Raw genomic sequence first — 23437 nt, forward strand, 5'->3', positions numbered from 1 at the left:
TATTTTCTGAGTCCGTAGAGCCGACTGCTGAAGCAGTGCAGGATGGTGAGGATATCCTCAACCAGTTCCTGCTGGGGAGAGAGGTGATCGTCATCGAGAACCAAGATTTCGCATCCGTATTGACGGCAGTACCACTCAACGAACTCAAATCCAAACCGGCAGAGTCGATCCCGGTGAGCGACCACAATCGTTCCGACATCTCCCGCACGAACTCGTTCCAATAAGGCAAGGAACTTTGGTCTTTTGAAGTTGAGACCGCCGCCAATCTCTCCGACCACTTCGGCTCCAGGATAGAGGTCAACCAGTCTTGCAATCTGTCTCTCCAAGTCTGACTTCTGCCCTCGACTGCTGACTCGGGCGTACAAAACGACTCGTTTGGCCTTCTTGGGCGCTCTGATGTAGCTGTCGAGGTCATACCTTCTCGCCCTACCAGATGGAGTACGTACTGCATGGATCCAGCCCTTCTGTTCCCATCGCCTCAAGGTGTGGAGACACACCCCAAAATAATCCGCCGCTTCTCTCGGTTTTACATACCTAGCCATACCAAGCAGCCATACTGAACATACTGTACATTATTTTCAGTATAGTCCAGCATATCATTGACTAAAGTCATGCTCTCGATGAGCCTCCTGGCCCGCTCCTTGGACTATGCTCAAAGCAACAGCGACCTGCTACTTCAAGCTTTCCTCCAACACCTGCAACTGGTGGCGGTGCCGCTGGGGATCGCGTTGCTGGTGGGTCTGCCGCTGGGTTTTGGCAGCTCCCGCTCGCAGGTGGTTTCTCTGGTGGTGATCAATGCTTTTAGCAGCTTGCGGGTGATCCCCAGCTTGGCGATTTTGTTTTTGGCCATTCCCTACTTTGGCCTTGGCTTCCGCTCGGCGGCCATTGCCCTGACGATCTTGGCCTTGCCCCCCATTTTAATCAGCACCGACGTGGCCTTCCGCAGCCTGGATCCGGCCCTACGCGAAGCCGCCTTGGGCATGGGCATGACCCCTGCCCAGGTGCTGCGCTATGTGGAGATCCCTTTGGCGTTGCCGGTAATCTTGGCCGGCGTTAAAACCGCTACTATTGAGGTGGTTGCCAGCGCCACGTTGGCGGCCTTTATCGGGGCGGGCGGGCTGGGCAGCTTTATCACGCTGGGGTTTGCCCTCTACGACACCGCCATCCTGCTGGTGGGGGCGATCCCGGTGGCGCTGTTGGCCATGGGTGCCGAAGTTGTCCTCGGCGCTGTGCAGCGAGCGCTAGAACCTCCTCAAGCCTAGGGATCCCATGCTATTTTCCTCGATTGCTTCCCGGATGCGCTTGCCCTCCCTGGCTTCTCGGTCGATCCCTTTGCAGGTGGCGCTGCTGTTGCCGCTGCTGTTGGCGGTGGCCGGGGGGGCGGGCGGGGTGAGCTACCTCTCCTGGCGAGCCGGGCGGCAGATGGCGCTGCAGTTGGCCGAGCACCTGAAGCGTGAGGTTAACCACCGAGCCGAGGAGAACCTACACCGGTATCTGCAGGCCCCCCTGCAGGTCAATGCCCTCACTGAGGGAGCGGTGCGCTGGGGGCTGTTGCCCAATCTGGCCGCTCCTCAGCCTCCCGATCTGGAAGTCTTGGAAGCGTATTTTGCCCGCCAGTTGCAGCAGTTTCCCGAGCTGAGCTATGTCGGCTTTGTCTCTGAGCAGGGGGGGTTTATCACGGCCCGCCGCCACGCCGATGGCTCGATCTGGACTTACCACACGCCGGGCCTGAAGCCGGGATCCGTCCAAGGCCGCCAACGGGATCCGGAAAGCGGGGATCCCACCGGCTTGACGCGGCAATTGGGCTTTGTGGATCTGCGGCGGCTGTCTTGGTTTCCCGCAGTCCTGCAACAGGAAGGGGCCCGCCGTACCTGGGTGGTGAGCAACTTTTTTGTCGAGTCTCCCCATCAAAGGCCGGAGCGGCTGGTCCTGAGGGCGCTGCCCTTGGCGGATGGGGAGGGCGGGGTTTACGGCAGCCTGGTGGCTGCTCTCTCGGCTCAGCAACTGCAGGCTTTTCTGGAAGATCTGCAGGTCAGCTTGGGGTATCCGGGGGTGAGCTGGTTGCTGGATGAAGAGGGCCAGGTGGTGGCCGGCACGGAGGAGCTCTCCCCCCACCCGCTGCTGCTGGCTGTGCAAGCGCAGGTGGGATCCTGGGAGACGGCGGCCTCGCAAGATCTGCTGCGCCTTAGGGTGGACAGGATCCGTTATCTGGCACAGGTGACGGCCATTCAGGATGAAGGGGGGCTGAGTTTCTATTTCGTACAGGGGATCCCGGAGGAGATCCTTCTCGCCCCTGTCTATCGCAGCACTCAGCAGGCGGCCCTCTTGGGCGGGGGGCTGCTGCTGGGCTTTCTGGGAGCTGGGATCCTCCTCAGTGAAGCCCTCTCTCGCCCGCTGCGCCGCCTGACCCAAATAGCGGAGCAATTTGTGCAAACTGGGATCCCGGCCTGGCCCCCTGTGGATCCCGGCCCCATCTGGGAGGTGCAGACCCTGGCCAAGGCTTGGCAACAGGCGGCGGCCAGCCAACAGGCGCTGTTGGATCGCCTCTGGCAACAGCAGCAGCAGTACCGCGCTGTGGTGGAGCAGCAGACGGAGCTGATCTGTCGCTCTTTGCCCGATAGCCGCATTACCTATGTCAACCCTGCCTACCTGCGCTTTTTTGGTTGTTCGGCAGAAGAAACAATAGGCAGGCGCTGGGTGGACTCTCTGCCGCCGCAAGAACGGGAGGCGGTGCTGCAGTCTCTTGCGGCTCTTACGCCTGAACGTCCTTTCTACCGCAGCGAGCGGGAGTACCCCGGCGAAAGTGGCCAGTCCCGCTGGGTGAGCTGGGTGGATCAGGGCATTTTCGACAGCCAAGGCCAATTGGTGGAGATCCTGGCGGTGGGGCGGGAGATCACCGAGCAAAAGCGGGCCCAACAGCAGCTAGAAGCCCTCAACCGCGAGCTGGAAGCGCAAGTGGCGCTGCGCACCGCTAAGCTGCAGCAGGCTTTGTGCTTTGAGGCGGTGCTGCGCTCCCTCAGCGGCCAGATGGTGGCCAGCCTCAACGAGGGGGAGATCCTGGAAGAGGTGGTCAAGAGCCTGGCCGAAGCCCTCCACCTAAGCGGCTGCCACATTCTCTTGACCGGCGCCGGGGGGTCAGGCTGGATCCCGGCTTGCTCGTTTCCGGAGGAGGCGGATCCCGTCTATCTCAACGACCCTGAGCTGGTGCACCTGCTGCACTCCCATGCTTTTCTCGAGCAGCCCTGGGAAGTCCACTGCTGTTGTCAAAAGGAAAAAGGCGGGCACTGGGTGCAGCTTTTGGCCTGCTCCCTTTGGGACAAGCAAGAGCGGCTGGGGGTGTTGCTGGTGGAGCGACAGCAGGAGTTTTCGGAAGCCGAAAGGCAACTGGCCTACCAGGTGGCCAACTTGTGTGCTCTGGCCCTGCGGCAGGCCCGTCTGTATGAGGCGGCCCAGGCCCAGGTGAAGGAATTGGAGCGGCTCAACCTGCTCAAGGACGATTTTTTGAGCACCGTCTCCCACGAGCTGCGCACCCCCATGGCCAATGTGCGCATGGCCCTGCAAATGTTGCAAATAGCCCACAATAACTCCGAGAAACAGCAGCACTATTTCGCCATTGCCCTCAAGGAGTGTAACCGACAAATTGAGCTGATCAACGACCTGCTGGACATGCAGCGGCTGGCAGCCGAGAAGTATCTGCTCCAGCCGGAAGAGATCTTCCTGCCGCGCTATTTGCGGGATCTGGTGGCGGCAGCTCAGCCCCTGGCACAGAGCAAACAGCAAAACCTGCAACTGCACCTGGAAGAGGGGATCCCACCCCTTGAGGCGGATCCCACGGCTCTGGGCCGCATTTTGCGCGAGCTGCTGCACAATGCCATCAAGTACACCGCCCCCGAGGGATCCATCCACCTGCGGGTGGCCCAGGAAGGAGAAGGGATCCTCTTCGTCTGCAGCAACAGCAGCGAGATCCCAGAGGCGGAGCTGCCCCGCATCTTTGAAAAGTTCTATCGGATCCCGAAGGCGGATCGCTGGGAGCACGGCGGCACCGGCCTGGGGCTGTCCCTGGTCAAGCAACTGGTGGAGCACATGGGGGGCCGGATCTCCGTCAGCAGCCTGGAAGGATGGACCCATTTCCGCGTTTGGCTCCCCCAAAGCCCAGATCCCGCTCCGGCGGCGGCAAAAGACCTCTCTAGAGCCGGCAGCGCCTAGGAACGGCCAGGGGCCGGCTCAGGGGAAGCGCGCAAAAAGGATCCCCGCAGCTGACCGCAAGCAGCGTTGCCATCTAGGCCACGGGTCTGGCGCACGCTGGCCTGGACGTGGTGTTCCTCTAGCAGGCGGACGAACTCCGCCACCCGCGCTGGGTGAGGGCGCTGATAGTTGGCCTCGGCAATGGGGTTGTATGGGATTAGGTTGACGTGCAGGCGTGCCCCCGCCTGGCTGGCCTGGCGCAGCAGGTGGGCCAGTTGGCGGGCATGGATGGGCAGGTCGTTGACCCCGGCCAGCAGCGTATACTCAAAGCTAATCCGCCGCCCGCTGCAGAGCATGTAGTCGCGGCAATCTTGAATAAGGGCGTCCAGGGGGTAGTGGGCTGCGGAAGGGATCAACTGCTGCCGCAGCTCCTGGTTGGGGGCATGCAGGCTGACGGCCAAGGTAATCTGCAGCTTTTGCTGGGCCAGCCAGGGGATCTGCCGGGGCACGCCCACTGTCGAGAGGGTGATGTGCCGCTGGCCGATGCCAATATCCTGATTGAGGCTGCGAATGGCCTGCACCACGGTGTCGCGGTTGAGCAGGGGCTCGCCCATGCCCATGAAGACCACATGGCTGACGCGGCGGCCAAAGTCCTCCTGCACCGTTAACACCTGATCCAGAATTTCGTGCAGCTTGAGGTTGCGCCGGTAGCCCATCTTGCCGGTGGCGCAGAAGTTGCAGGCCATGGGGCAGCCCACCTGGGAGGAGACGCAGACGGTCAGCCGCCTGGCGGTCGGGATCCCCACCGTCTCGATCAACTCCCCATCCGCCAACTGCAGCAAAAACTTGACCGTGCCATCGCGGGATTCTATCCGCTGCACCACCTGGGAGCGCCCCACGGGATACTCTTGCAGCGCCTCGCGCCAGGCCTTGGGAAAGACCGTCACCTCCTGCAGGGAGCGGATCCCTTTGTGGTAGAGCCAGGTGTGCAGTTGTTGGCCGCGGTAGGCCGGCTGCCCTTGCTCAACCGCCCAGTCTTTCAAGGCAGCTAGGGATTGCCCAAGCAGGGGAAGGGGTGGGGCAGACATAGCGCCGTTCGCAAATCCATTGAAAGGCAAATCGGATCCCAAGCGGAGGGGATCGAGCTTCTCTACTCTAGCCTGTCGGCCAAACTGGATCCCTAGAGCTGGTTTTGGCAAGCGGGCCTGCCGTCCCGGATAATAGGCTTGCACGCTTACGCTTCTGGGGGTGCGGGGGTGGATAAGCCCCGCCCTGTACCCCCCTATATCCGACTGGGGGGCAGTCAGGGTCGGGATACAGCCACCCCCGCAAAAAATATCGTAAAATCAGATTGGCTGTACAAAACGGCGTTGCCGGAATCTGGTACAGCCCTGCGATAGGGCATTCCGTGGCTGCTTGCAGAGGGTTCTTGCAATAGCTCCCCGTTCGCGCTAGCGGAACGGAGTCCTTCGAAGCGAGAAGCCTGCTCTCTACCCGTTCGCGTCAGCGGCGCAGAGCGCTTTAGGGTGAGAGACGGGAGTATGTCACTTGCGCTATGTCGGTTTCGCCGCAACTGGCCCAACTGGCCACCTGGATGGCCGGACATTTCAACAATCTGCACCAGGCTATAGCCGAGCCGGTCTGGTTCGCCAACATTCACGTCTACCAATGCCCTCTGCCGTGGTCGGTGTTTCAGGGGATAGGGTTTTACGTGGAGCAACTGTACGATATCTACCCCGACCAGCCCTACCGGCAGCGGGTCATCCACCTTTTCGAGACGCCAGACGGGATCCGCATTCAAAACTACGCCCTGGGATCCCCGGAGGCCTACAAATGTGCTGGCCGAGATCTGGGAAAACTGGCCAGCCTAGCGGCGGCAGAGCTGGAGCTTTTGCCCGGCTGCGCGGTTCAGGTGGAATGGACGGGATCCTGCTACCGGGGCCGCAGCGTACCCGGCAAGGGCTGTATCGTCGAGCGCAAGGGCAGAACCACCTACCTCTATAGCGAGTTTGAAATCGGGGCCGACTACTTCCACAGCCTGGATCAGGGGCGCGATCCCGAAACAGATCAGGTGGTCTGGGGATCCCTTTCCGGGCCCTTTCGGTTTGTTAAAAAACAGGATTTTTCCTGCTACTTGCCCCGCTGGAGCTAGCTCCCCATCCAAACCCAGAAGGCCAGGATCCCATCCAGAGCAAGAGCAACAGGGCAAACCCCCAGCAGCCTGTCCATCCAAGGCTGGACATAGGGCCGCTGACCAGGTAGTACACAAAAGGATAGCTTGGTAGCCCCGCACTTGAGTGCGGGGCGGAAAAGCCCGCTAGCCACTTTAGTCGCTTACCCATGATGGGGGTCGTTGATATAGTTTCATAGCTCAAACAACCTCTTCCTGACTTCTCCCACCAAGACCTCTTTCTTTCTCTTTGGCCAAAAAATAAGATAAACAACCGCTAGCCCCACACCATGGTTGTAGTGATTGTACCGTTGACTTTCCTCTCGCACTATCGCTTATTTAGGTTGGAACAAAGAACAAAAACAAGAATGCGGTTTTAACCAAAACTTTGTTTTCGTCCCAACAGGTCGGTTCAAGGAGCGTATCGTGCAATTATGTCAGCATTATGGCATGGAGTTTATTGAGGTAGAGGAGGCGTACAGCTCGCAGGCAAGCTTCCTAGATGGAGATGAGCTACCTAGTTATGGTGAAAAACCCGACGGGTGGAGACCCTCTGGGCTGAGGCAAATGCTGCCGCCAACCTGCTTAAGAAAGTCAGCAGAACCTTGGGGCTTTGCGTTAAGGAACTGTCTAGAGGCGCTTTGACAACGCCGTTGCGGGTTCTTTTGTGGACTGCGTAAGAATCCCCCGCCTTTAGACGGTGGGAGTGTCAACAGGCCCCCCTGGCTGGTGGAGCGAGGTCAAGGCGCTCGACATCGGCCCAGCGGATCTGCCGGCGCAGCCCACCCAGACGGGGTAGGTGGATTGCATGCCCACCTCGTCCACCCGAACCTGCTGGCTTAGGGATCCCAGCAGCGCCGCCATTCAGTCCAGATCCTGGAAAACTGGCCCTGGAGCTAAGCTAGTAGAGCCTCCAGAGAACCTGAGAAAAGGGTTTGTTGGCCGCTTGTCGATTGAGTCTTGAGTGATTGATATGTAATGAATGTATGAAAGCTCAGCTTCCGGTTACAATTTTGACGGGCTTTTTGGGCAGTGGTAAAACCACCCTGCTCAAGCGCATCTTGCAGGAGGAACACGGGCTGCGCATCGGGGTTATCCTCAACGAGTTTGGCGAGATCTCCATCGATGGCGAACTGGTCAACATGCCCCAAGGAGGGCTGATGCAGCTCAGCAACGGCTGTCTCTGCTGCACGGTGCGGGAGGATCTCGAACGGGCGGCTCGCGAGCTGCTTCAGCATGCCCAGGCGTTGGACTACCTGGTGGTGGAGACCAGCGGCGTGGCGGATCCCAGGCAGGTGGCCGAGCTGTTTGTACAGAGAACCTTCCACGAGGAGCTGCGCCTGGATGGGATGGTGACCCTGGTAGATGGGGCCGAGTACTGGCGCAACTTCCAGCGGTCCCAAACTACCGCCCACCAGATCAGCAGCGCCGACATCTTGCTCCTGAACAAGGTAGATTTGATCACCCCAGCCGAACAAGAGAAGATCCTGTTAGATCTGCGTCGCTACAACCCCGACGCTCCCTGTCTGCCCACCACCCACGCCCAGGTGCCCCTGGCCCGCATTTTGGATGTGCACGCCTTTCGCCCAGAGCTGTGGGATCCCAAGCTCTCCGCTGCCGAGGCTGAAGGTCACGCTCACCCCAGTCACCATCTGGAAGAAGACGGGATCCAATCTCTGAGCTTTCAACTGCAGCAACCGCTGGATCTGGCGGCCTTCCGCGATTGGCTGCAGGATCTGCCGGAGACGATTTTTCGCGCCAAGGGGGTGCTGTGGGTTGCGGACGAGCCGCAGCGGGTTATCTTTCATCAGGTGGGCCGACGACAGACCCTCTTCTTGGAGCGGGAGTGGGATCCCGATGAGCCGCGTTGGTCAAAAATTGTCTTCATCGGCAAGGAACTAGAGCGGGAAGCGCTGGCCGCCGGCCTCAACCGGCTGTGTCGGGCAACCGCCGCCTGCCCATGAGTCCAAGTTTTGGGATGGGATAACCGCGATGGCCCGCAGCAAACTTTCAGAACAAGAACAACAGCAAATTGTTAGCACCTACCGCGGCTCGGCAGCCACTGCCGCCGAATTGGCCGAGCAATTTCGGGTAAGCGTTACCACCATCACCCGTGTCCTCAAGGAAAACATCGCTGCCGACGAGTACCAGCGGCTGATCCAGCTCAAACGCTCAGCAGCTCGCCGCAAAGACACGGGCGAGGAACCCACCCTTCCCCTGGACGGCATGGAGGGGCAACAGGTCTTGCCCCCACAGGGGGCTGCCGACGCCTCCGATCTCAGCGATGTCAGCGAAGGGGAGCGGATCCCTGAGGACAGGACGGCCACGGTGGCAGAACTGGCCCCCGAAGAATTGCCGGCCCAGCTCGTAGCCGAGCTTCAAGAAGACCTAGAAGACGACGAGGACAACGACCTGGAAGACGAAGAAGACGATGACGACGAAGAAGAGGATGCCGACGATTTTTTAGACGACGCGGCAGCGGTGCCCTCAGAAGATCCCTTGGCGGATCCCGTCCATCACATCCAAGTACTCCCCCTAGAGAAGCTCGACCTGCCTGAGACCTGTTATGTTGTGGTGGATCGCTACCAAGAGCTGACCACCCGCCCCCTCAAGGAATTTCTGGGGCTGGGATCCCTGCCCGTAGAGGGGATCGAAAACGCCAATACGCTGCCCATTTTCGACAACCACAAGGTGGCTCGGCGCTTTTCCGAGATGAGCCGTCGTGGCAGCAACACCTATCCGCCCTACCGGGTCATCCAATTTCCCGGATACATTCTGGAGATTGTACGCCCACAATTGCAGAAGAAAGGCATTACCCATCTGCTAATCGATGGACAAATTTACAGCCTGTGAGGTGTAGCCGCCGAATTCAACTACAGCTTGCTCTTTCGTCAGGAGATCCAGCGCACCGACGGAAACTCCACTGACAAAGGTTTTAGCTTATGGGACGATATAGGTTCTGGCCAAGCAGGCTGTAACTGCCCAGTTGTCTAAATTAAAAGTCTTAACCAGAACACTCAACCATGGATCCTCAAAAGATCAACGGATAGACTTATGTCGGAGTTTCAACTGGTTTCTTCCTATCAGCCCACGGGGGATCAACCCAAGGCGATTGCCGGCTTGGTGAAGTCGATTTTAGAGGGCCATCGCTTTCAAACCCTGCTGGGGGCAACCGGAACCGGCAAAACGTTTACCATTGCCCATACTATCCAGCAAGTCGGCAGGCCCACCTTGGTGATGGCTCCCAACAAAACCTTGGCCGCCCAACTGTGTAACGAGCTGCGAGAGCTTTTTCCCTACAATGCCGTCGAATATTTCATCAGCTATTACGACTATTATCAACCGGAAGCCTATGTGCCCAGCACCGATACTTACATCGCCAAGTCTTCTTCCATCAACGATGAGATCGACATGTTGCGGCACTCCGCTACCCGCTCTCTATTTGAACGGCGAGATGTCATCGTGGTGGCCTCGGTAAGCTGCATCTACGGCTTGGGCATGCCGGAGGAATACCTGAAGGCTTCCATCCCCTTCCAAGTCGGCCAGGAGATCAACCAGCGGGAGGTCTTGCGGGATCTGGCCGGCATTCAGTACGAGCGCAACGACCTGGAGCTGGCGCGGGGGCGATTTCGCGTCAAGGGCGATGTGCTGGAAATTGTGCCGGCGTATGAAGATCGGGTGATCCGCATTGAATTTTTTGGCGATGAGATCGAGGCCATTCGCCTGATTGATCCGGTTACAGGTGAGATTTTGACCAGCCTCAGCGCCCTCAGAGTCTACCCGGCTCGCCACTTTGTAACGCCAGAAGCCCAGTTGCAGCAGGCGATCCTCAACATTGAGCAGGAGCTGGAGGAGCAACTGGCTTTCTTTCGCAAACAAGGCAAGCTACTGGAAGCCCAACGGCTAGAACAGCGCACCCGCTACGACCTGGAAATGCTGCGGGAGGTGGGCTATTGCAACGGCATCGAAAACTACTCTCGGCACCTGACGGGGCGCAAGGAAGGGGAGCCGCCTGCTTGTTTAGTGGATTATTTCAAGGCCAACGATTGGCTCTTGGTGGTGGACGAATCCCACGTCACCGTGCCGCAAATCCGCGGCATGTACAATGGGGATCGCGCCCGCAAGCAGGTGCTGGTGGATCACGGGTTTCGCCTGCCCAGCGCCCTCGACAACCGCCCTCTCAAAGCCGAGGAGTTCTGGGCCAAAGTCCACCAATGCGTCTTTGTTTCCGCCACGCCCGGCAACTGGGAACTGGAGCAAAGCGGAGCCCAATTTGAAACGGTGGTGGAAAACGGCAAAACCCTGAAGTTCTATGTGCCGGGCACCGGTCGGGTTATAGAACAGGTCATTCGGCCCACCGGGGTGGTGGATCCGGAAGTGCATGTCCGCCCCACAGCCGGGCAGGTGGAGGATTTGTTGGGAGAGATCTACCTGCGATTGGAACGTTCGCAGCAGGGCCTCCCGGAACGGGTCATTGTGACCACCCTCACCAAACGCATGGCCGAAGATCTCACAGAATACTTGCAAGAACGCGGGATCCGGGTTCGCTATTTGCATTCCGAGATCAGCTCAATTGAGCGGATCGAAATTTTACAAGATTTTCGCGAAGGAGCTTTTGACGTACTGGTAGGGGTCAATTTGTTGCGGGAAGGGTTGGATTTGCCGGAAGTCTCCTTGGTGGCCATTTTGGACGCGGATAAAGAGGGATTTTTGCGGGCGGAGCGATCCCTGATTCAGATGATCGGGCGAGCAGCGCGCAATGTCCGTGGCACGGTGGTGATGTACGCCGACACCCTGACCGGCAGCATGGCCCGGGCCATCGCCGAAACCCAGCGCCGCCGGGAGATTCAATTGCAATACAACCGCCAACACAACATCACTCCTAAGCCCATTATTAAGAAAAACAGCAACGCCATTCTGTCTTTTTTGGCCATCTCCCGCAAACTCAACAGCCAAGACCTGGAAAAAGCCTTTCCAGTTGCAGACGAAATCCCTCTTTCGGAGATTCCAGAGCTGATCGGCCAACTGGAACTGAAGATGAAAGCAGCGGCCAAAAACCTGGAATTTGAAGAAGCTGCGCAACTGCGAGACCAAATTAAAAAGCTGCGCCAACGCCTTTTGGGCCACCATCAGAGCACTTAAGGTCCTCGCTTGGATCGGCCAAAATCGGGATTTGCTTATGCCACCATAGGCTTACAGCAGCATCCTAGGGATCCCCGAGACAATGGGCGTTCGGGTCCAACGAGCCATTCGAGACTCTGTCCTGCTGAAGGGAGCGGCCCTGGCGGTGGGGCTGATAGCCGGGATTGGCCTCTGGCTCCTGCCCGCTCCGGTCTCCAAGGCTGCTGGGATCCCGGTGGCCCAAGCCCTCGAGTTGCGGGATCCCGGCTTTTCCCACCCCACTCCTGCCGAAGCGCCAACTCTTGAGGGATCCCCTTCCCCGACCTCTAGCCCACTGCGGATCCCCTTGACCGGCCAAGAGGGCACAGAAGTCTTGGTGGGGAACATTCCGGTGTTTCGCCTGCAGACGGCAGAATACCCCAGCGATGTGCGGGCCGACAACGTGCGGGCAATCATTGAGCGCTTCTTGGAAGAAGGCCAGTTGCCAGAGCCGGAGGTACGGGTGGCCCAGGATGCCAACGGCCAGTACGTCCTCCGCCTGGGAGAAAGAGGTCGCTTTGAGGCCACCCAGCGGTATCTGTTTACCGTCACCTATGCCGACGCCGCCGCCGAGCGCAGGGTGCCGCTGGGCCAGGTGAGCCTCAACGACGTGCGTCTGGTGGCCAACACTTGGGCGCGGCGGCTGGAGCAAGCCATTGCCGAGTACCGGCAGGATCGGCTGGATCTGCAGCGGGCGCAGGATCCGCGCGTGCTGATGCTCACCATCCTGGCCGGGCTGGCCACCGTGGCAGTGGGGTTCTTTCTCTGGCGGCTGTTCGACCGCAGTCTCGTCCGCCTGCAAAGTTGGTTGGAGCTCAAGGCCGACCCGGCCTGGGGGAGCTGGATCGACATCGCAGGGCTGCTGCTGCGAGGCCTGGGGGCAATTCTCATTGCCGGCATCTCTCTGGATCGCGGCATCAGCTTTATACCTGCCCTGCGGCCTTTTCAGCGCGCTTTTTACCTGGGCTTGGGGCGCGTGGTGGCCACGGCGCTGGGCGTCCTCACCCAACCGCTGCCCAATTCCAGCGTCTCCATCGCCAGCTTGCTGGTCTTTTTTGTGCTGGCCGCTTTGGTCTTCACCGTTGCCCACTACGTCAGCGTTGGCTTTAAGCAGCGGTTTCTGAGCCGGCTGGGACTGGATCTGGGCACCCAGGAGTCTACAACGGCCATCTTCAAGTACATCCTCACCCTGTTCGGGATCCTCTTGGTCTTGCCCTTCAGTGGCCTCAATTTGGGATCCCTGGCGGTGATTGCCGGGGCGGTGGGTTTGGGGATCGGTTTTGGTCTGCAAAACCTCTCCAACAACTACATCAGCTACATCGCCATCCTGCTGGAGCGCCCCATCCAAGTCGGGGATCTGGTGGAAGTGGACAACCTGCTCGGCATCGTGGAGCGCATTGGCCCGCGGGCCACCGTCCTGCGCACTTTGGATCGCATCTTTGTAATCGTGCCCAACTCCCGCTTCACCGAGTCGAAGGTGGTGAACTGGAGCTACCGGGATCCCCGCTGTCGCATCCACATTCCCGTGGGCGTGGCCTACGGCTCCGATACCACCTTGGTCACCGAAGCCCTGCTCAGCGCCGCCAAGGAAAATCCGCGGGTACTGAGCAGCCCCGCCCCGCAGGTGTGGCTCAAGTCTTTTGGCCCCTCTTCCCTCAACTTTGAGCTGCTGGTGTGGATCAACCGGCCCCAGGATCAATTTGTCTTGATCAGCGAGCTGAACTTTGCCATCGAAGCAGAGTTTCGCCGGCGTGGGATCCGCATCCCCTTCCCCCAGCAAGATATTCACATTCGCAGCCTCGAAGGATTTGCTCCCCCCAGTCAAAACGGCGGATCCCGTTCCCTGCCCGATGCCGCTTCCATTCAGTCCGCCCTCAGCGAAGCGGCAAAATCGTTGGAAGACCAAAATGGCGTTTCCTGAGCGACACCATGCTGCAACGGTTAGATGAGGCACTGGGTAGCTTTGGCAGCCATCCGTGTTGGGCTGAACTGAAGCAAATGCAGCTCCTAAGACAGCTCTGGCCGGAAGTGGTGGGAGAGGCGGTAGCAGCGCAAACCTATCCCCTCAACCTGCGCCGCCAGGTGCTACAGGTGGCCACCTCTACCCCGTCCTGGGCGCAAAACTTAACTCTGCAGCGCCAGCTCATTCTCAGGAAACTCAACAGCCGCCTGCACCCTCCTCTCAGCGACATTCGCTTCAGCCCCGGCGCTTGGCACGAGGGATCCAGCCCGTCCGCTCCCCACCCTGATGCGGAGTTGGTAGGCAAGTTTTACCCCATCTCATCTGCAACCCCAGCCCAAAAGCAGCCTGCAACCGCTCGCCGCTCCGGCTCACGGCCGTCTCCCGCCGATGCTAAAGCCGCTTTCGAACGTTGGGCCCGACTGGTGAAACAGAGACAAACTCAGCAAAACCTGTTCCCTTGCCCTGCCTGTGGCTGCCCCGCCCCTGCCGCCGAACTGGAGCGTTGGTTGGTCTGCGGGTTTTGCCATCGCCAGTCCTTGCGCGTGCGCAGCTAACTCAGGGAACTCAAATTAGGGCTGTTTCCAGGGGCAACGAAACAACTCGTTAGGTCGATCCCCAGCTCCCTTCTCCCAGAGGGAGAGGGGCCGGGGGTGAGGGGAACTCCCCCTGAGGTTGTGGATGGTGGCGGCAGCGGCCTGGATTCTCGATGAAGGCAACTGCAAACCCTCAATCGTTCATGGCGTGGTAGGTGGCCACCGCCGACGGCGATACGCGGTTCAAGTAGCGGAAGATCCAGTACTTAAAGAGTGTATCGAGGAAAACCGGAAAAGTGGCAATAAAGCCGTAGATAAAATTGCGGTTTTCTGGCAGACCCAGGTGGGCAGCTAAGCTGCTCAGCAGCACCTCCCAGCCATGGGGAGAGTGGTAGCCGACGAACACATCTGTGAAGAGAATAATAATGAAAGCCTTGGCACTGTCGCTGAGGCCATAGATCAGGCGATCCAAAAAAGACTTGAGAACTTCAATTTCCTCGCGCCCGATGAAGATCAGCCAGCCAAACACCAGCAGCGATAGCACGTCGGCAAGGACGTTCTTGAGGCCTTCCAAATTCTTACGGCTGTATTTTTGCAGCAACTCCTCTGCCTTCTTGGACAGTTGGTCTTCGGATTCCAGGTCGAGCTCTGGAGATTGGTGGTGTAAAGCCCGCTCAAACTCTATTTTTTCCTTGAAAAACTCAAACTCGGAGAGAGCCTTTTCTTGAAATTCGTAGCTCAGAGCCAGGATGGTGGGCTCCCGCGGCTGAAAGCGATCCACCAACGGCCCGAACAGGAAGTGTTTCGAGAAAATCTGGACAAGCAGCGGCAAAATGGCCAGCAGCAACAAAAACCGAACTGCCACCAGTGTGCGCGTGCGTTGGCTGCGATACTCCTGGAGCAGCTCTTCTTCTGCCTGCGAACTCAGCTCACGGCGGATCTGGTTGGCCGTACGCAGGATGGAGCGAGGCAGGAGGGCCGTTTTAGAGGCAACCGGGGCATTGCTGTTGTCGAGGTTTGTCTTAGCAAGATTGGTCTTGATGGAGGGATCGGAGGGCTCCGGCTGGCTTGAGGTCAGTGGCTCTGGTTGCTCTTGAGACTTGGGCGGAGGGGAGGTGGACCTGGGTTGAGCAGCGGGGCGCTTGTAGCGCGAGGTCACCTGATCGATAAACTCCAGCTTTTCCAAAATCGAGGGATCCCGACTTTGCCGGCCATTTTCAGCGTCTTTACCGTCGTTTTCAGAAGGGCCGACGGGGGCCTCTTTGGCCTGATCTTTGTCGGAAGAGAAGGGAGGGCCGCTGCCATTTTGCTCGGGATCCGGCAGGCGAGAAAAAACGCTACTGGCCCTGAACTCCGCTAAACTAAGATCAATTTGACGCAATTCCTGGCGCAATTGGATCTGAAAGTAGCGGCTGGTGTTTTGGCCGTGGTTTCCGTTGCTGCCGATGGATCCCCCCTGAAAGTAGCGGTCTTCGATGGCTTTGATGCGCAGGGCAGCTTCATAGGCTCGATCGAGGGAGCGTAGGGGAGTACTTGAGATCCATTGGCCGAGCCTGCTCAACACGGATTCCCCCATTGCTTTTTCCTGTGGCGGTTTTTCTCAGGGCTGATCCATGCATTTTTCAATGGCTAACTATTGTAACAACTTCTGGGAGGCTGGGCAGGGATCCGGATGGGGAAGCGGCCCGTCTGGATCAAAACCGTGTTGAAGGGGTTAGGGCTCAGGATCCCTTGAAGCGGCTGAGGGCAAAAGCGCAGATCTGCAGCAGCCGCAGCCCGTCCCGCACATGTTGGATGTTGGAGCGCCCATAGGTTCTGGGGAAGTAGCGCACCGGGATGTCCAGGATCTTGAGGGTGCGCTTGGCCGCCCCCAACAACAGGTCGAAATCCCCAAACGGGTCAAAATCCCCCCATTCTTGCCGCAGCTTGGCAATCTGCCAATAGTCCTCCCGCCACAGGGCCTTGGTGCCGCAGAGGGAATCTTTGATGCGGATGCCGAGAATGTGGGAGAGGAGAGCGGCAAAAAAACGATTGGCCCACTGGTTGAGGCGCGGCATCGCTTCTGGTTTCAGGGGATAGACGAGGCGGCAGCCGTTGGCAAAGTCGCACCGCCCGGAGGCCACCGCGCGGAAAAACTTGGGGAGCTCTTCCGCCTGGACAGTCAAGTCGGCGTCGAGAATGATCAGCACATCGCCGCTGGCCGCGGCAAACCCCTTGCGCACCGCATCTCCCTTGCCTTTGCCCTCTTGCCGGAGAGCCTGGATGGTGCGGATCCCCTGGTATTCGTCCTGAACCCGCTGGATCTCAGCCCAGGTGTCGTCGCTGGAATGCCCCTCTACAAAAATGATCTCGGTGCGGGATCCCATCTCTGGCAACTGCTGCACACAGCGGCGGATGTTGCCCGCCTCGTTGCGGGCTGGGATCACCACTGTGCAAGAAGGTTGCTCCTCAAGGGGGGGATCCCAGGCGGGATCGGGCTGGGGGCGGGCGATCGTGTATTCCGTTAGACAAAGGGCGTTGATCCCGGGCAAGGGGGCAATGAAGCGGTTAATCAGCGTCGAAAGCAGTGGGATCCGCCGCGGCAACAACAGCCGCTTGCCCTGCTGAATGACCTCGTACCCTGCTAGGTGCAGCAAATTGGCCACATCGCCTGCCGAGAGCCAGTTGGCTGCCGGCAGGGGCATGCGCTGCTTGAGGACGGTCGCCAGGCTTAGCAGCGGCTCCCAGAGGGGGTTGTGGTACGAGAGGATCAGGCGAGTGCGCGGGGTACAAAAACGGCGCAGCCGCTCAAAAACCTGCTGAACGTCTGCCAGGTAGCCCAAGGTGTTGACGAGCAAAATAACGTCAAAAGGCTCCGCTAAGATGGGATCCTGCTTGTCCAGCGTGTGGGCATCCTGCACCCGAAAGTGAAGATGGGGAAACTGCCTCTGCGCCTGGGCAACAATCTCTGCGTCCCAGTCAATCCCCACCCCAAAACTGGGCTGCAAAGCGTTGAGCAGGGATCCGGTGCCGGAGCCGATTTCCAGAATGCGCAGGCCTGGGGGAACGAAGAAGCGGTGCAGCCGCTCCAGATCCTCGTGGTAGTAGCGGTTTTTTTGCCGCCAGTAGTGCAGGGGGTGGGTCAACGCTCCCGGGATGTCGCCAGATCAGCTTTAGATCATAAAGGGCGGTGGGCAATCCGCAGACAAGCCCTGGCGAGCAGGAGACTCAGCGACGACGCACCCTATCTCTTTGGCTGACGAAGACGATGGCGCCGAAGAGAAGCCCCAGCACCACTGCGCCGTACAGCAAGCTCCAGAGAAAGTTAGCCAGTGAGGGAGTCATAAAAGAGTTTCCTCCTCCTGCGAATAGCAACTACCCAGCTATTCTCTGACTATACCGATCTTTGTCACCCCTCCCCGCCCGATCGTCCCCTCCAATGACAGGCACTTGGCCGATTATTTCGTTTGGTATTCCAGGGGCACCTCCTCTAGGGTTTGGCTGGTGCCGGCAAAGGGGTTGTCTGGGGTTAAGAAGAGCATACAGTGACATTCTTTGCGCTCGCGCATTGGCACGCAGGGGCAGTTCCAATAGCCGGCTTTCACTTCCGCCTCTTTGTCTTCGTAAAAGCGGCAGGGACAGAGCGGAGCGCCCAACTGCTCTTTGTGGAGAGCCAAGCCTTCGATCACTGCCGTCGTAATCGTAGGATCAGAGCAGAAAAAAGTGTCGGTACGTTTGGCGTAGGTTTCTGCGAAATGCCGCATCACCTCGAAGGTCTTCTGGGAGGCCTTGTTGTAACCACGACTTTCCATGACGATTCCTAAAGGTGGCACTAGTGAATAGCAATGGAGCTTACAGCTTTTCCCAGCAACGCTGACCAACGCTCATAAAAATCAGATGCTTCTCCTGTATGACAGGGATCCTACCTCTCCACAAGATTCTCACAGAGTCGGAAAAAGCTGTATCTCGCTCTTCGTTGTACTGCAGACTTTTGGACAATACAAATATCAGCCGCCTTGCTGTTACAGAAGGCAACATTCGGGTTCTTCAGCCAGAGCCGGCCTCAACGCACTCTACAGAATAGAACAAAACAGCAAGAATGGCGTCGGCTGGGATCCCCTTCCTCAAGGCACCACCAGCACCGGGCAAGGGGAGAGGTCGATGACGCGGTGGCTGACGGAGTTGTTCTGTCCCTCGGCAGACAAGCTGATGCCGCGGGATCCCATCACGATCAGGCTGATCTCCAGCTCGTCCGCCACGTCGCAGATGACAAAAGGAACCTTCCCCTCGCGATACTCGCTCTTGACATTTTGGATGCCAATCTGCTGGAGGCCAGCCTCAGCCTGTTTGAGCAAGTTGTGGATACTTTGGCGGGCTTGCTCGGCTTGCTCTGGGCTCAGGTCCGTGCTGTCTAGGACGGAGAGCAGATAGACCTGGCTCTTGTAGCGCTGCGCTATGTCCGCCACCAAGGGCAGGGCGTGGCTAGTTTCGCGCGAGTTGTCGATGGGAAAGAGCAGTTTGTCGAACATAGTCGCGGATCCCACACTTAAGCCCGCCCCTTCCCTATCCACGTCGGGGGCTGGCCCTATTCTACCAATCAATTTTACCGGAAGCTCAATGGCCTCCTTCCACCCCTGCCCGTTTTTCTATTGTCAGGGGCTCGACCTGGGCTGCAAACGGAGCCCCTCTCCTGTTGGGATGAGCGGCCATGCCCATCATCCCGCAAAACTCCAGCCGCCTTAGGCCATGCTGGGCTGAAATTTACGCAATTCCTGCCAAAAATCCATGATTTTCAGATTGACCAAACTTGGAAAAGAATAATGAAAAAACTGTCGTCCCCCAGGGCAAAACCACATTTGATCCCCTGGCTTTAAGTGGTTTCCCCACTTCTCGAGCGAAGCGGGATCCACAATGGGGTCATCCTCGCTGGCGCAAACCAACATCGGCACCGACACTTTCTGGGTTGGAATCGCTACCACCTGAAATAGGGAGTGAGGTATGGGGGAAGTGTCTAAATCTTTAGCCAGGGCATAGGAGAGTGAGCGCGCTCGCCACTGTTCTGAAGCTGGCAGAAGGCTCTGGGCTATACGCACCAGGAGCTGTTCTCGGCTACAGCAAAACATTTTTCGCTGCATGGGCCACATGCGCCCCCAGCAGCCAAAAAGATCAGTCAAACGGGCGTTGCCCGCCCCCTAGGGGATCTACTTTTGCAAGTTAGATCCCCCTTCTTGCCCTCAATGTTGTCGCTGTCATCCCCGCTCCTTTTGCGTTGCTAAACAAGCTTTTTTAGGAAAAGGCCAGAGACTTTGCCCCAGAGCTGCCTCTGGCCGCACGGACACATCCTTTCGAGCCATACAACCAATTATTGATAGTAAATCTCAACTTTAAGCTGTAGTCTACTCTAAGCTTCTTGAGAAAAGATATCAATATACTTAGGGTTAAGTTTTGTTAAAAGCTGGATTGACTTCGCAGGCTGCGGCTCTCGTAGGCGGTAGTTGTTCCTAAAGGGCCGGGTTTAAGCAAGGGATCCCGTGGCAGCTAGTGATAAAAAATCTCTTTTTTCTTGAGATTAGTTTCAATCAAGCCAGAGTTGGCCCAGCCAAGGGGTAAGGAGCCCAGAGGAGATGTCGAGACATCTGAAGCTGTGGACGGAGATAGGGCTTTATGTTCTCAGCTACTCCCTGCCTGTTCCTAGCTCAGACCGAAAGCAACTGTGCCGCCTGTGCCCATTAAAGTTTTCCGGAAGCCAAAGGGATCCGGGGGCAAAAATCCACTAGTCTATTGGCAATCTGGCTTCGGCCAGAACTGTCTAGCCAATTGCTGAGGTGCAACTGTGGAAACGGCCATCGAGTGGATTACCGCCCATGAGATCCTCGACTCCCGGGGGCAGCCGACCTTAGAAGCTTTGGTGGGCCTAGCCAATGGGGCAACCGGCTTGGCCCAGGTGCCCAGTGGCGCTTCGACCGGCACTTTTGAGGCTCACGAGCTGCGGGATGGGGATCCCAGGCGCTACAGCGGCAAGGGCGTGTTGAGGGCGGTGGAAAACATTCTTGGCCCCATCCAGTCGGAGCTGCGAGGGGAAGATGCCCTCAACCAAGCCCGCATCGACCAGTTGATGATCGATCTGGATGGCACCCCCAACAAGTCGCAACTGGGAGCCAACGCCATCTTGGCGGTCTCTTTGGCCACGGCTAAGGCGGCTGCCAATGCGGTGGGCCTGCCTTTGTACAGGTACCTGGGTGGACCCTTTGCCAACCTGCTGCCAGTGCCGCTCATGAATGTGCTTAACGGCGGCGCCCACGCCGACAACAACCTCGATATTCAAGAATTTATGATCGTGCCCATCGGAGCACCCAGCTTTCGCGAGGCGCTGCGCTACGGAGCCGAGGTGTTTGCAGCCCTAAAACAAGTGCTGCGGCAGAGGGGACTGTCCACGGGGGTGGGGGATGAAGGCGGATTTGCCCCCAACCTCGACTCCAACGCCGCAGCTTTGGATCTATTGATGACGGCTATTGAACAGGCGGGCTACAGGCCAGGGGAGGATATCGCCTTGGCCTTGGACGTGGCGGCCAACGAGCTGCTGCAGGATGGGCAGTACCACTTCGAGGGCAAAGCCCGCAGCGCCGAGCAGATGGTGAACTACTACGAGCAACTGCTGGCCAACTATCCCATCCTCTCCCTGGAAGACGGGCTGGCGGAAGAAGATTGGGCCGGCTGGCAGGCCATGACCGCCCGCTTGGGATCCCGGGTGCAACTGGTGGGGGACGACCTGTTTGTAACCAACCCGGCCCGGCTGCAGAAAGGCATCGACAGCGGCGCTGCCAACGCCATTTTGATCAAGCTCAACCAGATCGGCACCCTGACAGAGACGGTCTCGACCATTCAACTGGCCGTTCAGGCGGGCTTTCGCACCCTCATCAGCCACCGCTCCGGTGAGACAGAAGACACCACCATCGCCGACCTGGCGGTGGCCACCCGCGCCGGCCAGATCAAAACCGGATCCCTCTGCCGCAGCGAGCGCATCGCCAAGTACAACCAACTGCTGCGCATCGAAGACGAGCTGGGGGAAGCGGCCGTCTATGCCGGTCGGGTGGGCCTGGGGCCTAGGGGGTTGCCGGCGCGGAGTCGCTAGCCCGCTTGGATCCCCAGCACCTGCACCAAGAAGGCCCAGCGGTCGGCGGTCTCTTCGATGAGCTTGGCAGTGGGCTTGCCGGCCCCGTGGCCGGCTTTGGTGTCGATGCGAATGAGGATGGGCTGGGATCCCCCCTGGGCCGCCTGCAGGGCGGCGGCAAACTTGAAGCTGTGGGCGGGCACCACCCGGTCGTCGTGATCTGCCGTGGTGATCAGGGTGGCGGGGTAGGCGGTGCCGGGCTTGAGGTTGTGCAGGGGGGAGTAGGCGTAGAGGGCCTTGAATTCCTCCGGGTCTTCCGGGGATCCGTACTCGGAGATCCAGGCCCAGCCGATGGTGAACTTATGAAAGCGCAGCATGTCGAACACCCCCACGGCGGGGAGGGCTGCTGCAAAGAGATCCGGCCTTTGGGTCAGGCAGGCCCCCACCAAGAGGCCGCCGTTGCTGCCGCCGGCGATGGCCAACTTGGAGGGGTTGGTGTAGCCGTTGGCCATGAGCCACTCAGCCGCGGCAATGAAGTCGTCGAAGACCTTTTGCTTGTTGAGCTTGGTGCCCGCTTGGTGCCAGGCTTCCCCGTATTCGCCGCCGCCGCGCAAACTGGGCTGGGCGTAAACCCCTCCCATCTCCAGCCAGGCCACCAGGCCCACCGAAAAGCTGGGGGTCAGAGAGATGCCAAAGCCGCCGTAGCCGTACAGCAGGGTGGGGTGATCCCCTGTCCGCGCTAGGCCGCGGCGGTGGACAAGGAACATGGGGATGCGGGTGCCGTCTTGGCTGGCGTAGAACACCTGCTGCACCTCATAGGCCTGGGGATCGAAATCCACCTGGGGCTGACGGAAGAGGGTGCTGCGGCCGCTGGTGAAGTCGTAGCGGTAGATGGTGGGGGGAGTGGTAAAGCTGGTGAAGGTGTAGAAGGTCTCGGTGTCGTGGCGCTTGCCGCCAAAGCCGCTGGCGGATCCCAGCCCCGGCAGGGGGATTTCCCCCAGGTAGGTGCCGTCTAAAGCAAAGGTCCGGATCTGGGTGTGGGCGTCTTTGAGGTAGAAGGCAACGAACTGGTTGTGGATTAGGCTAACTCCCTGCAGGGTCTCCTCGGCTTCGGGGATCACCTCTTGCAACTGACCTGGGTTGTCGAGATCAATGGCCACCAGTCGCCGCCGGGGAGCCTGGAGGTCCGTCAACAGCCAAAAGCGGGAGCCGTCGTTGCCGACAAAGGCGTACTCGGCCTGGAACTCGCGGATAAGCTCCACCACCGGCGAGCTGGGATCCCGCAGGTCTTTGTAGAAGAGGAGGTTTTTGGGATCCGTGCCCCGCCAGACGGAGATGATTAGGTAGTCTCCATCTTCGGTAACCCCGCCGGCAAAGCCCCACTCTTTTTGGTCAGGGCGGTGGTAGACCAAGAGATCTTCCGACTGGGGGGTGCCCAGGCGGTGGTAGTAGAGTTTTTGGAAGTAGTTGGCGCTTTCGTACTCGCTGCCAGGGGCCGGCTCGTCGTAGCGGCTGTAGAAAAATCCCTGCCCGTCCAGCGTCCAGCTGGCCCCGGAGAATTTAATCCAGCGCAGGTGATCCGGCAGGTCTTCTCCCGTTTCGATATCCCGCACCTTCCACTCCTGCCAGTCGGAGCCGGAGCGGGAGAGACCATAGGCCAGGTAGCGCCCGTCGCGGCTGATGGCAATCCCTGAGAGGGCCACCGTGCCGTCTTCCGAGAGGGTGTTGGGATCTAGCAAAACCCGCGCCTCTCCCTCCAGGCTTTCTTGGGTATAGAGAACGCTCTGGTTTTGCAGGCCGTCGTTTTTGAAGTAGAAGTAGCGGTTGCCCTCTTTGAAGGGCTGGCTGTATTTTTCGTAGTTCCACAGTTGCCTCAGGCGCTCCAGAAGCCGCTGCCGGGCCGGGATCCGCTGCAAGTAGTCAAAAGTTAGGCGGTTTTGCGCCTCGATCCAAGCTCGCGTCTGCTCAGAATCCAGATCCTCCAGCCAGCGATAGGGATCCGGCACCGCTTGCCCATGGTAGAAGTCGACAACAGTGGGATCCGGATGGCTGGGCGGGTAGTTGAGCATAGAGACGGAGCAACAAAAGACCAATTCCACTATGGCAGAAGCCTGAGACCTCAGCGTGGGATTTGACACTCCCACCCAAATAGACTCGCGAAGGCGCTGTCAAGACGCCCCTAGACAGTCCTTTGAGGCATAACCTCAAAGTTCTGCTTACTTCGGACTTAAGTTCCTCTAGGTTAGTTATTGCCGCGCGGGTTTTGCACCGCAGTAGGTTGTTTTCCTGGAGAAGCTCTGTACTAACTATAACAAAGAAGCAACTAAAGTGGCTCA

Annotated in this window: 19 protein-coding genes and 1 pseudogene; 9 read left to right on the forward strand and 11 right to left on the reverse strand. The window is 58.9% G+C overall.

Features of this window, described 5'->3' with window-relative positions; translation table 11 throughout:
- The coding region (locus SYN63AY4M2_RS08700; RefSeq protein WP_099887319.1) for an IS607 family transposase at positions 1–542 on the reverse strand (542 nt) is incomplete at its 3' end.
- A gap of 78 nt (positions 543–620) precedes the next feature.
- On the opposite strand from SYN63AY4M2_RS08700, the gene SYN63AY4M2_RS08705 reads away from it, so the two are divergent.
- Both SYN63AY4M2_RS08705 and SYN63AY4M2_RS08710 read left to right on the forward strand, forming a co-directional pair.
- Entirely contained in the window at positions 621–1262 is a 642-nt protein-coding gene (locus SYN63AY4M2_RS08705) for an ABC transporter permease (RefSeq protein WP_011431363.1), read from the forward strand.
- Between the two features lie 7 nt (positions 1263–1269).
- A complete protein-coding gene (locus SYN63AY4M2_RS08710) occupies positions 1270–4206 on the forward strand; it encodes an ATP-binding protein (protein ID WP_099835750.1) in 2937 nt (978 codons plus the stop codon).
- On the opposite strand, the gene rlmN is transcribed toward SYN63AY4M2_RS08710, so the two are convergent.
- Positions 4203–5273: a 23S rRNA (adenine(2503)-C(2))-methyltransferase RlmN gene (gene rlmN / locus SYN63AY4M2_RS08715; RefSeq protein ID WP_099836005.1), complete on the reverse strand. Its 1071-nt coding sequence runs from the start codon at positions 5271–5273 to the stop codon at positions 4203–4205. The genes SYN63AY4M2_RS08710 and rlmN overlap by 4 nt on opposite strands.
- Positions 5274–5740: 467 nt before the next feature.
- Here rlmN and SYN63AY4M2_RS08720 point away from each other — a divergent pair, with 467 nt between their 5' ends.
- Positions 5741–6337, forward strand: a complete 597-nt coding sequence (locus SYN63AY4M2_RS08720; protein WP_011431360.1) for a chromophore lyase CpcT/CpeT — start codon at positions 5741–5743, stop codon at positions 6335–6337.
- Positions 6338–6552: 215 nt separating this feature from the next.
- On the opposite strand, the pseudogene SYN63AY4M2_RS08725 reads toward SYN63AY4M2_RS08720, so the two are convergent.
- Positions 6553–6684 (reverse strand): annotated as a pseudogene (locus tag SYN63AY4M2_RS08725) (IS200/IS605 family transposase); the annotation flags it as partial.
- A gap of 364 nt (positions 6685–7048) precedes the next feature.
- Positions 7049–7219 (reverse strand): hypothetical protein, encoded by a 171-nt coding sequence (locus SYN63AY4M2_RS13805; protein WP_011431359.1) that lies wholly within the window; start codon positions 7217–7219, stop codon positions 7049–7051.
- 122 nt (positions 7220–7341) lie between these two features.
- On the opposite strand from SYN63AY4M2_RS13805, the gene SYN63AY4M2_RS08735 reads away from it, so the two are divergent.
- The 5 genes from SYN63AY4M2_RS08735 (at position 7342) to SYN63AY4M2_RS08755 (ending at position 14032) form a co-directional block, all read left to right on the forward strand.
- On the forward strand, positions 7342–8319 hold the full coding sequence (locus SYN63AY4M2_RS08735; protein WP_011431358.1) for a GTP-binding protein: 978 nt from the start codon (positions 7342–7344) through the stop codon (positions 8317–8319).
- Between the two features lie 28 nt (positions 8320–8347).
- Entirely contained in the window at positions 8348–9208 is an 861-nt protein-coding gene (locus SYN63AY4M2_RS08740) for a hypothetical protein (RefSeq protein ID WP_011431357.1), read from the forward strand.
- Between the two features lie 201 nt (positions 9209–9409).
- Positions 9410–11497, forward strand: a complete 2088-nt coding sequence (uvrB, locus tag SYN63AY4M2_RS08745) for an excinuclease ABC subunit UvrB (protein WP_011431356.1) — start codon at positions 9410–9412, stop codon at positions 11495–11497.
- Positions 11498–11579: 82 nt separating this feature from the next.
- Positions 11580–13436: a mechanosensitive ion channel domain-containing protein gene (locus SYN63AY4M2_RS08750; protein WP_099887320.1), complete on the forward strand. Its 1857-nt coding sequence runs from the start codon at positions 11580–11582 to the stop codon at positions 13434–13436.
- 8 nt (positions 13437–13444) lie between these two features.
- The gene (locus SYN63AY4M2_RS08755) at positions 13445–14032 is read left to right on the forward strand and encodes a DciA family protein (RefSeq protein WP_011431354.1); all 588 of its coding nucleotides are present in this window, start codon (positions 13445–13447) and stop codon (positions 14030–14032) included.
- Between the two features lie 172 nt (positions 14033–14204).
- Here SYN63AY4M2_RS08755 and pxcA read toward each other — a convergent pair whose 3' ends face one another.
- From pxcA to SYN63AY4M2_RS08785, 6 genes are all read right to left on the reverse strand, one after another.
- Positions 14205–15575 carry a proton extrusion protein PcxA gene (pxcA, locus tag SYN63AY4M2_RS08760; protein WP_240530517.1) on the reverse strand — a complete coding sequence of 457 codons (1371 nt, stop codon included), beginning with the start codon at positions 15573–15575 and terminating at the stop codon, positions 14205–14207.
- 157 nt (positions 15576–15732) lie between these two features.
- On the reverse strand, positions 15733–17136 hold the full coding sequence (locus tag SYN63AY4M2_RS08765; RefSeq protein WP_011431351.1) for a glycosyltransferase: 1404 nt from the start codon (positions 17134–17136) through the stop codon (positions 15733–15735).
- An 82-nt stretch (positions 17137–17218) separates the two neighbouring features.
- Entirely contained in the window at positions 17219–17335 is a 117-nt protein-coding gene (locus SYN63AY4M2_RS08770; RefSeq protein ID WP_011431350.1) for a photosystem II reaction center X protein, read from the reverse strand.
- Between the two features lie 113 nt (positions 17336–17448).
- Positions 17449–17802, reverse strand: coding sequence for a ferredoxin-thioredoxin reductase catalytic domain-containing protein (locus SYN63AY4M2_RS08775; protein WP_099812767.1), 354 nt, complete (start codon positions 17800–17802; stop codon positions 17449–17451).
- Positions 17803–18114: 312 nt separating this feature from the next.
- The gene (locus tag SYN63AY4M2_RS08780; RefSeq protein WP_099812768.1) at positions 18115–18519 is read right to left on the reverse strand and encodes a universal stress protein; all 405 of its coding nucleotides are present in this window, start codon (positions 18517–18519) and stop codon (positions 18115–18117) included.
- 210 nt (positions 18520–18729) lie between these two features.
- On the reverse strand, positions 18730–19164 hold the full coding sequence (locus SYN63AY4M2_RS08785; RefSeq protein WP_240527803.1) for an alpha/beta hydrolase: 435 nt from the start codon (positions 19162–19164) through the stop codon (positions 18730–18732).
- Positions 19165–19823: 659 nt separating this feature from the next.
- Here SYN63AY4M2_RS08785 and eno point away from each other — a divergent pair.
- Positions 19824–21122 (forward strand): phosphopyruvate hydratase, encoded by a 1299-nt coding sequence (gene eno / locus SYN63AY4M2_RS08790; RefSeq protein ID WP_099887322.1) that lies wholly within the window; start codon positions 19824–19826, stop codon positions 21120–21122.
- On the opposite strand, the gene SYN63AY4M2_RS08795 is transcribed toward eno, so the two are convergent.
- Positions 21119–23170: a prolyl oligopeptidase family serine peptidase gene (locus tag SYN63AY4M2_RS08795; RefSeq protein ID WP_011431346.1), complete on the reverse strand. Its 2052-nt coding sequence runs from the start codon at positions 23168–23170 to the stop codon at positions 21119–21121. The two genes, eno and SYN63AY4M2_RS08795, sit on opposite strands and share 4 nt — an antisense overlap.
- Between the last annotated feature and the right edge of the window lie 267 nt (positions 23171–23437).

The sequence above is a fragment of the Synechococcus sp. 63AY4M2 genome, assembly GCF_002760475.1.
Taxonomy (GTDB): Bacteria; Cyanobacteriota; Cyanobacteriia; order Thermostichales; family Thermostichaceae; genus Thermostichus.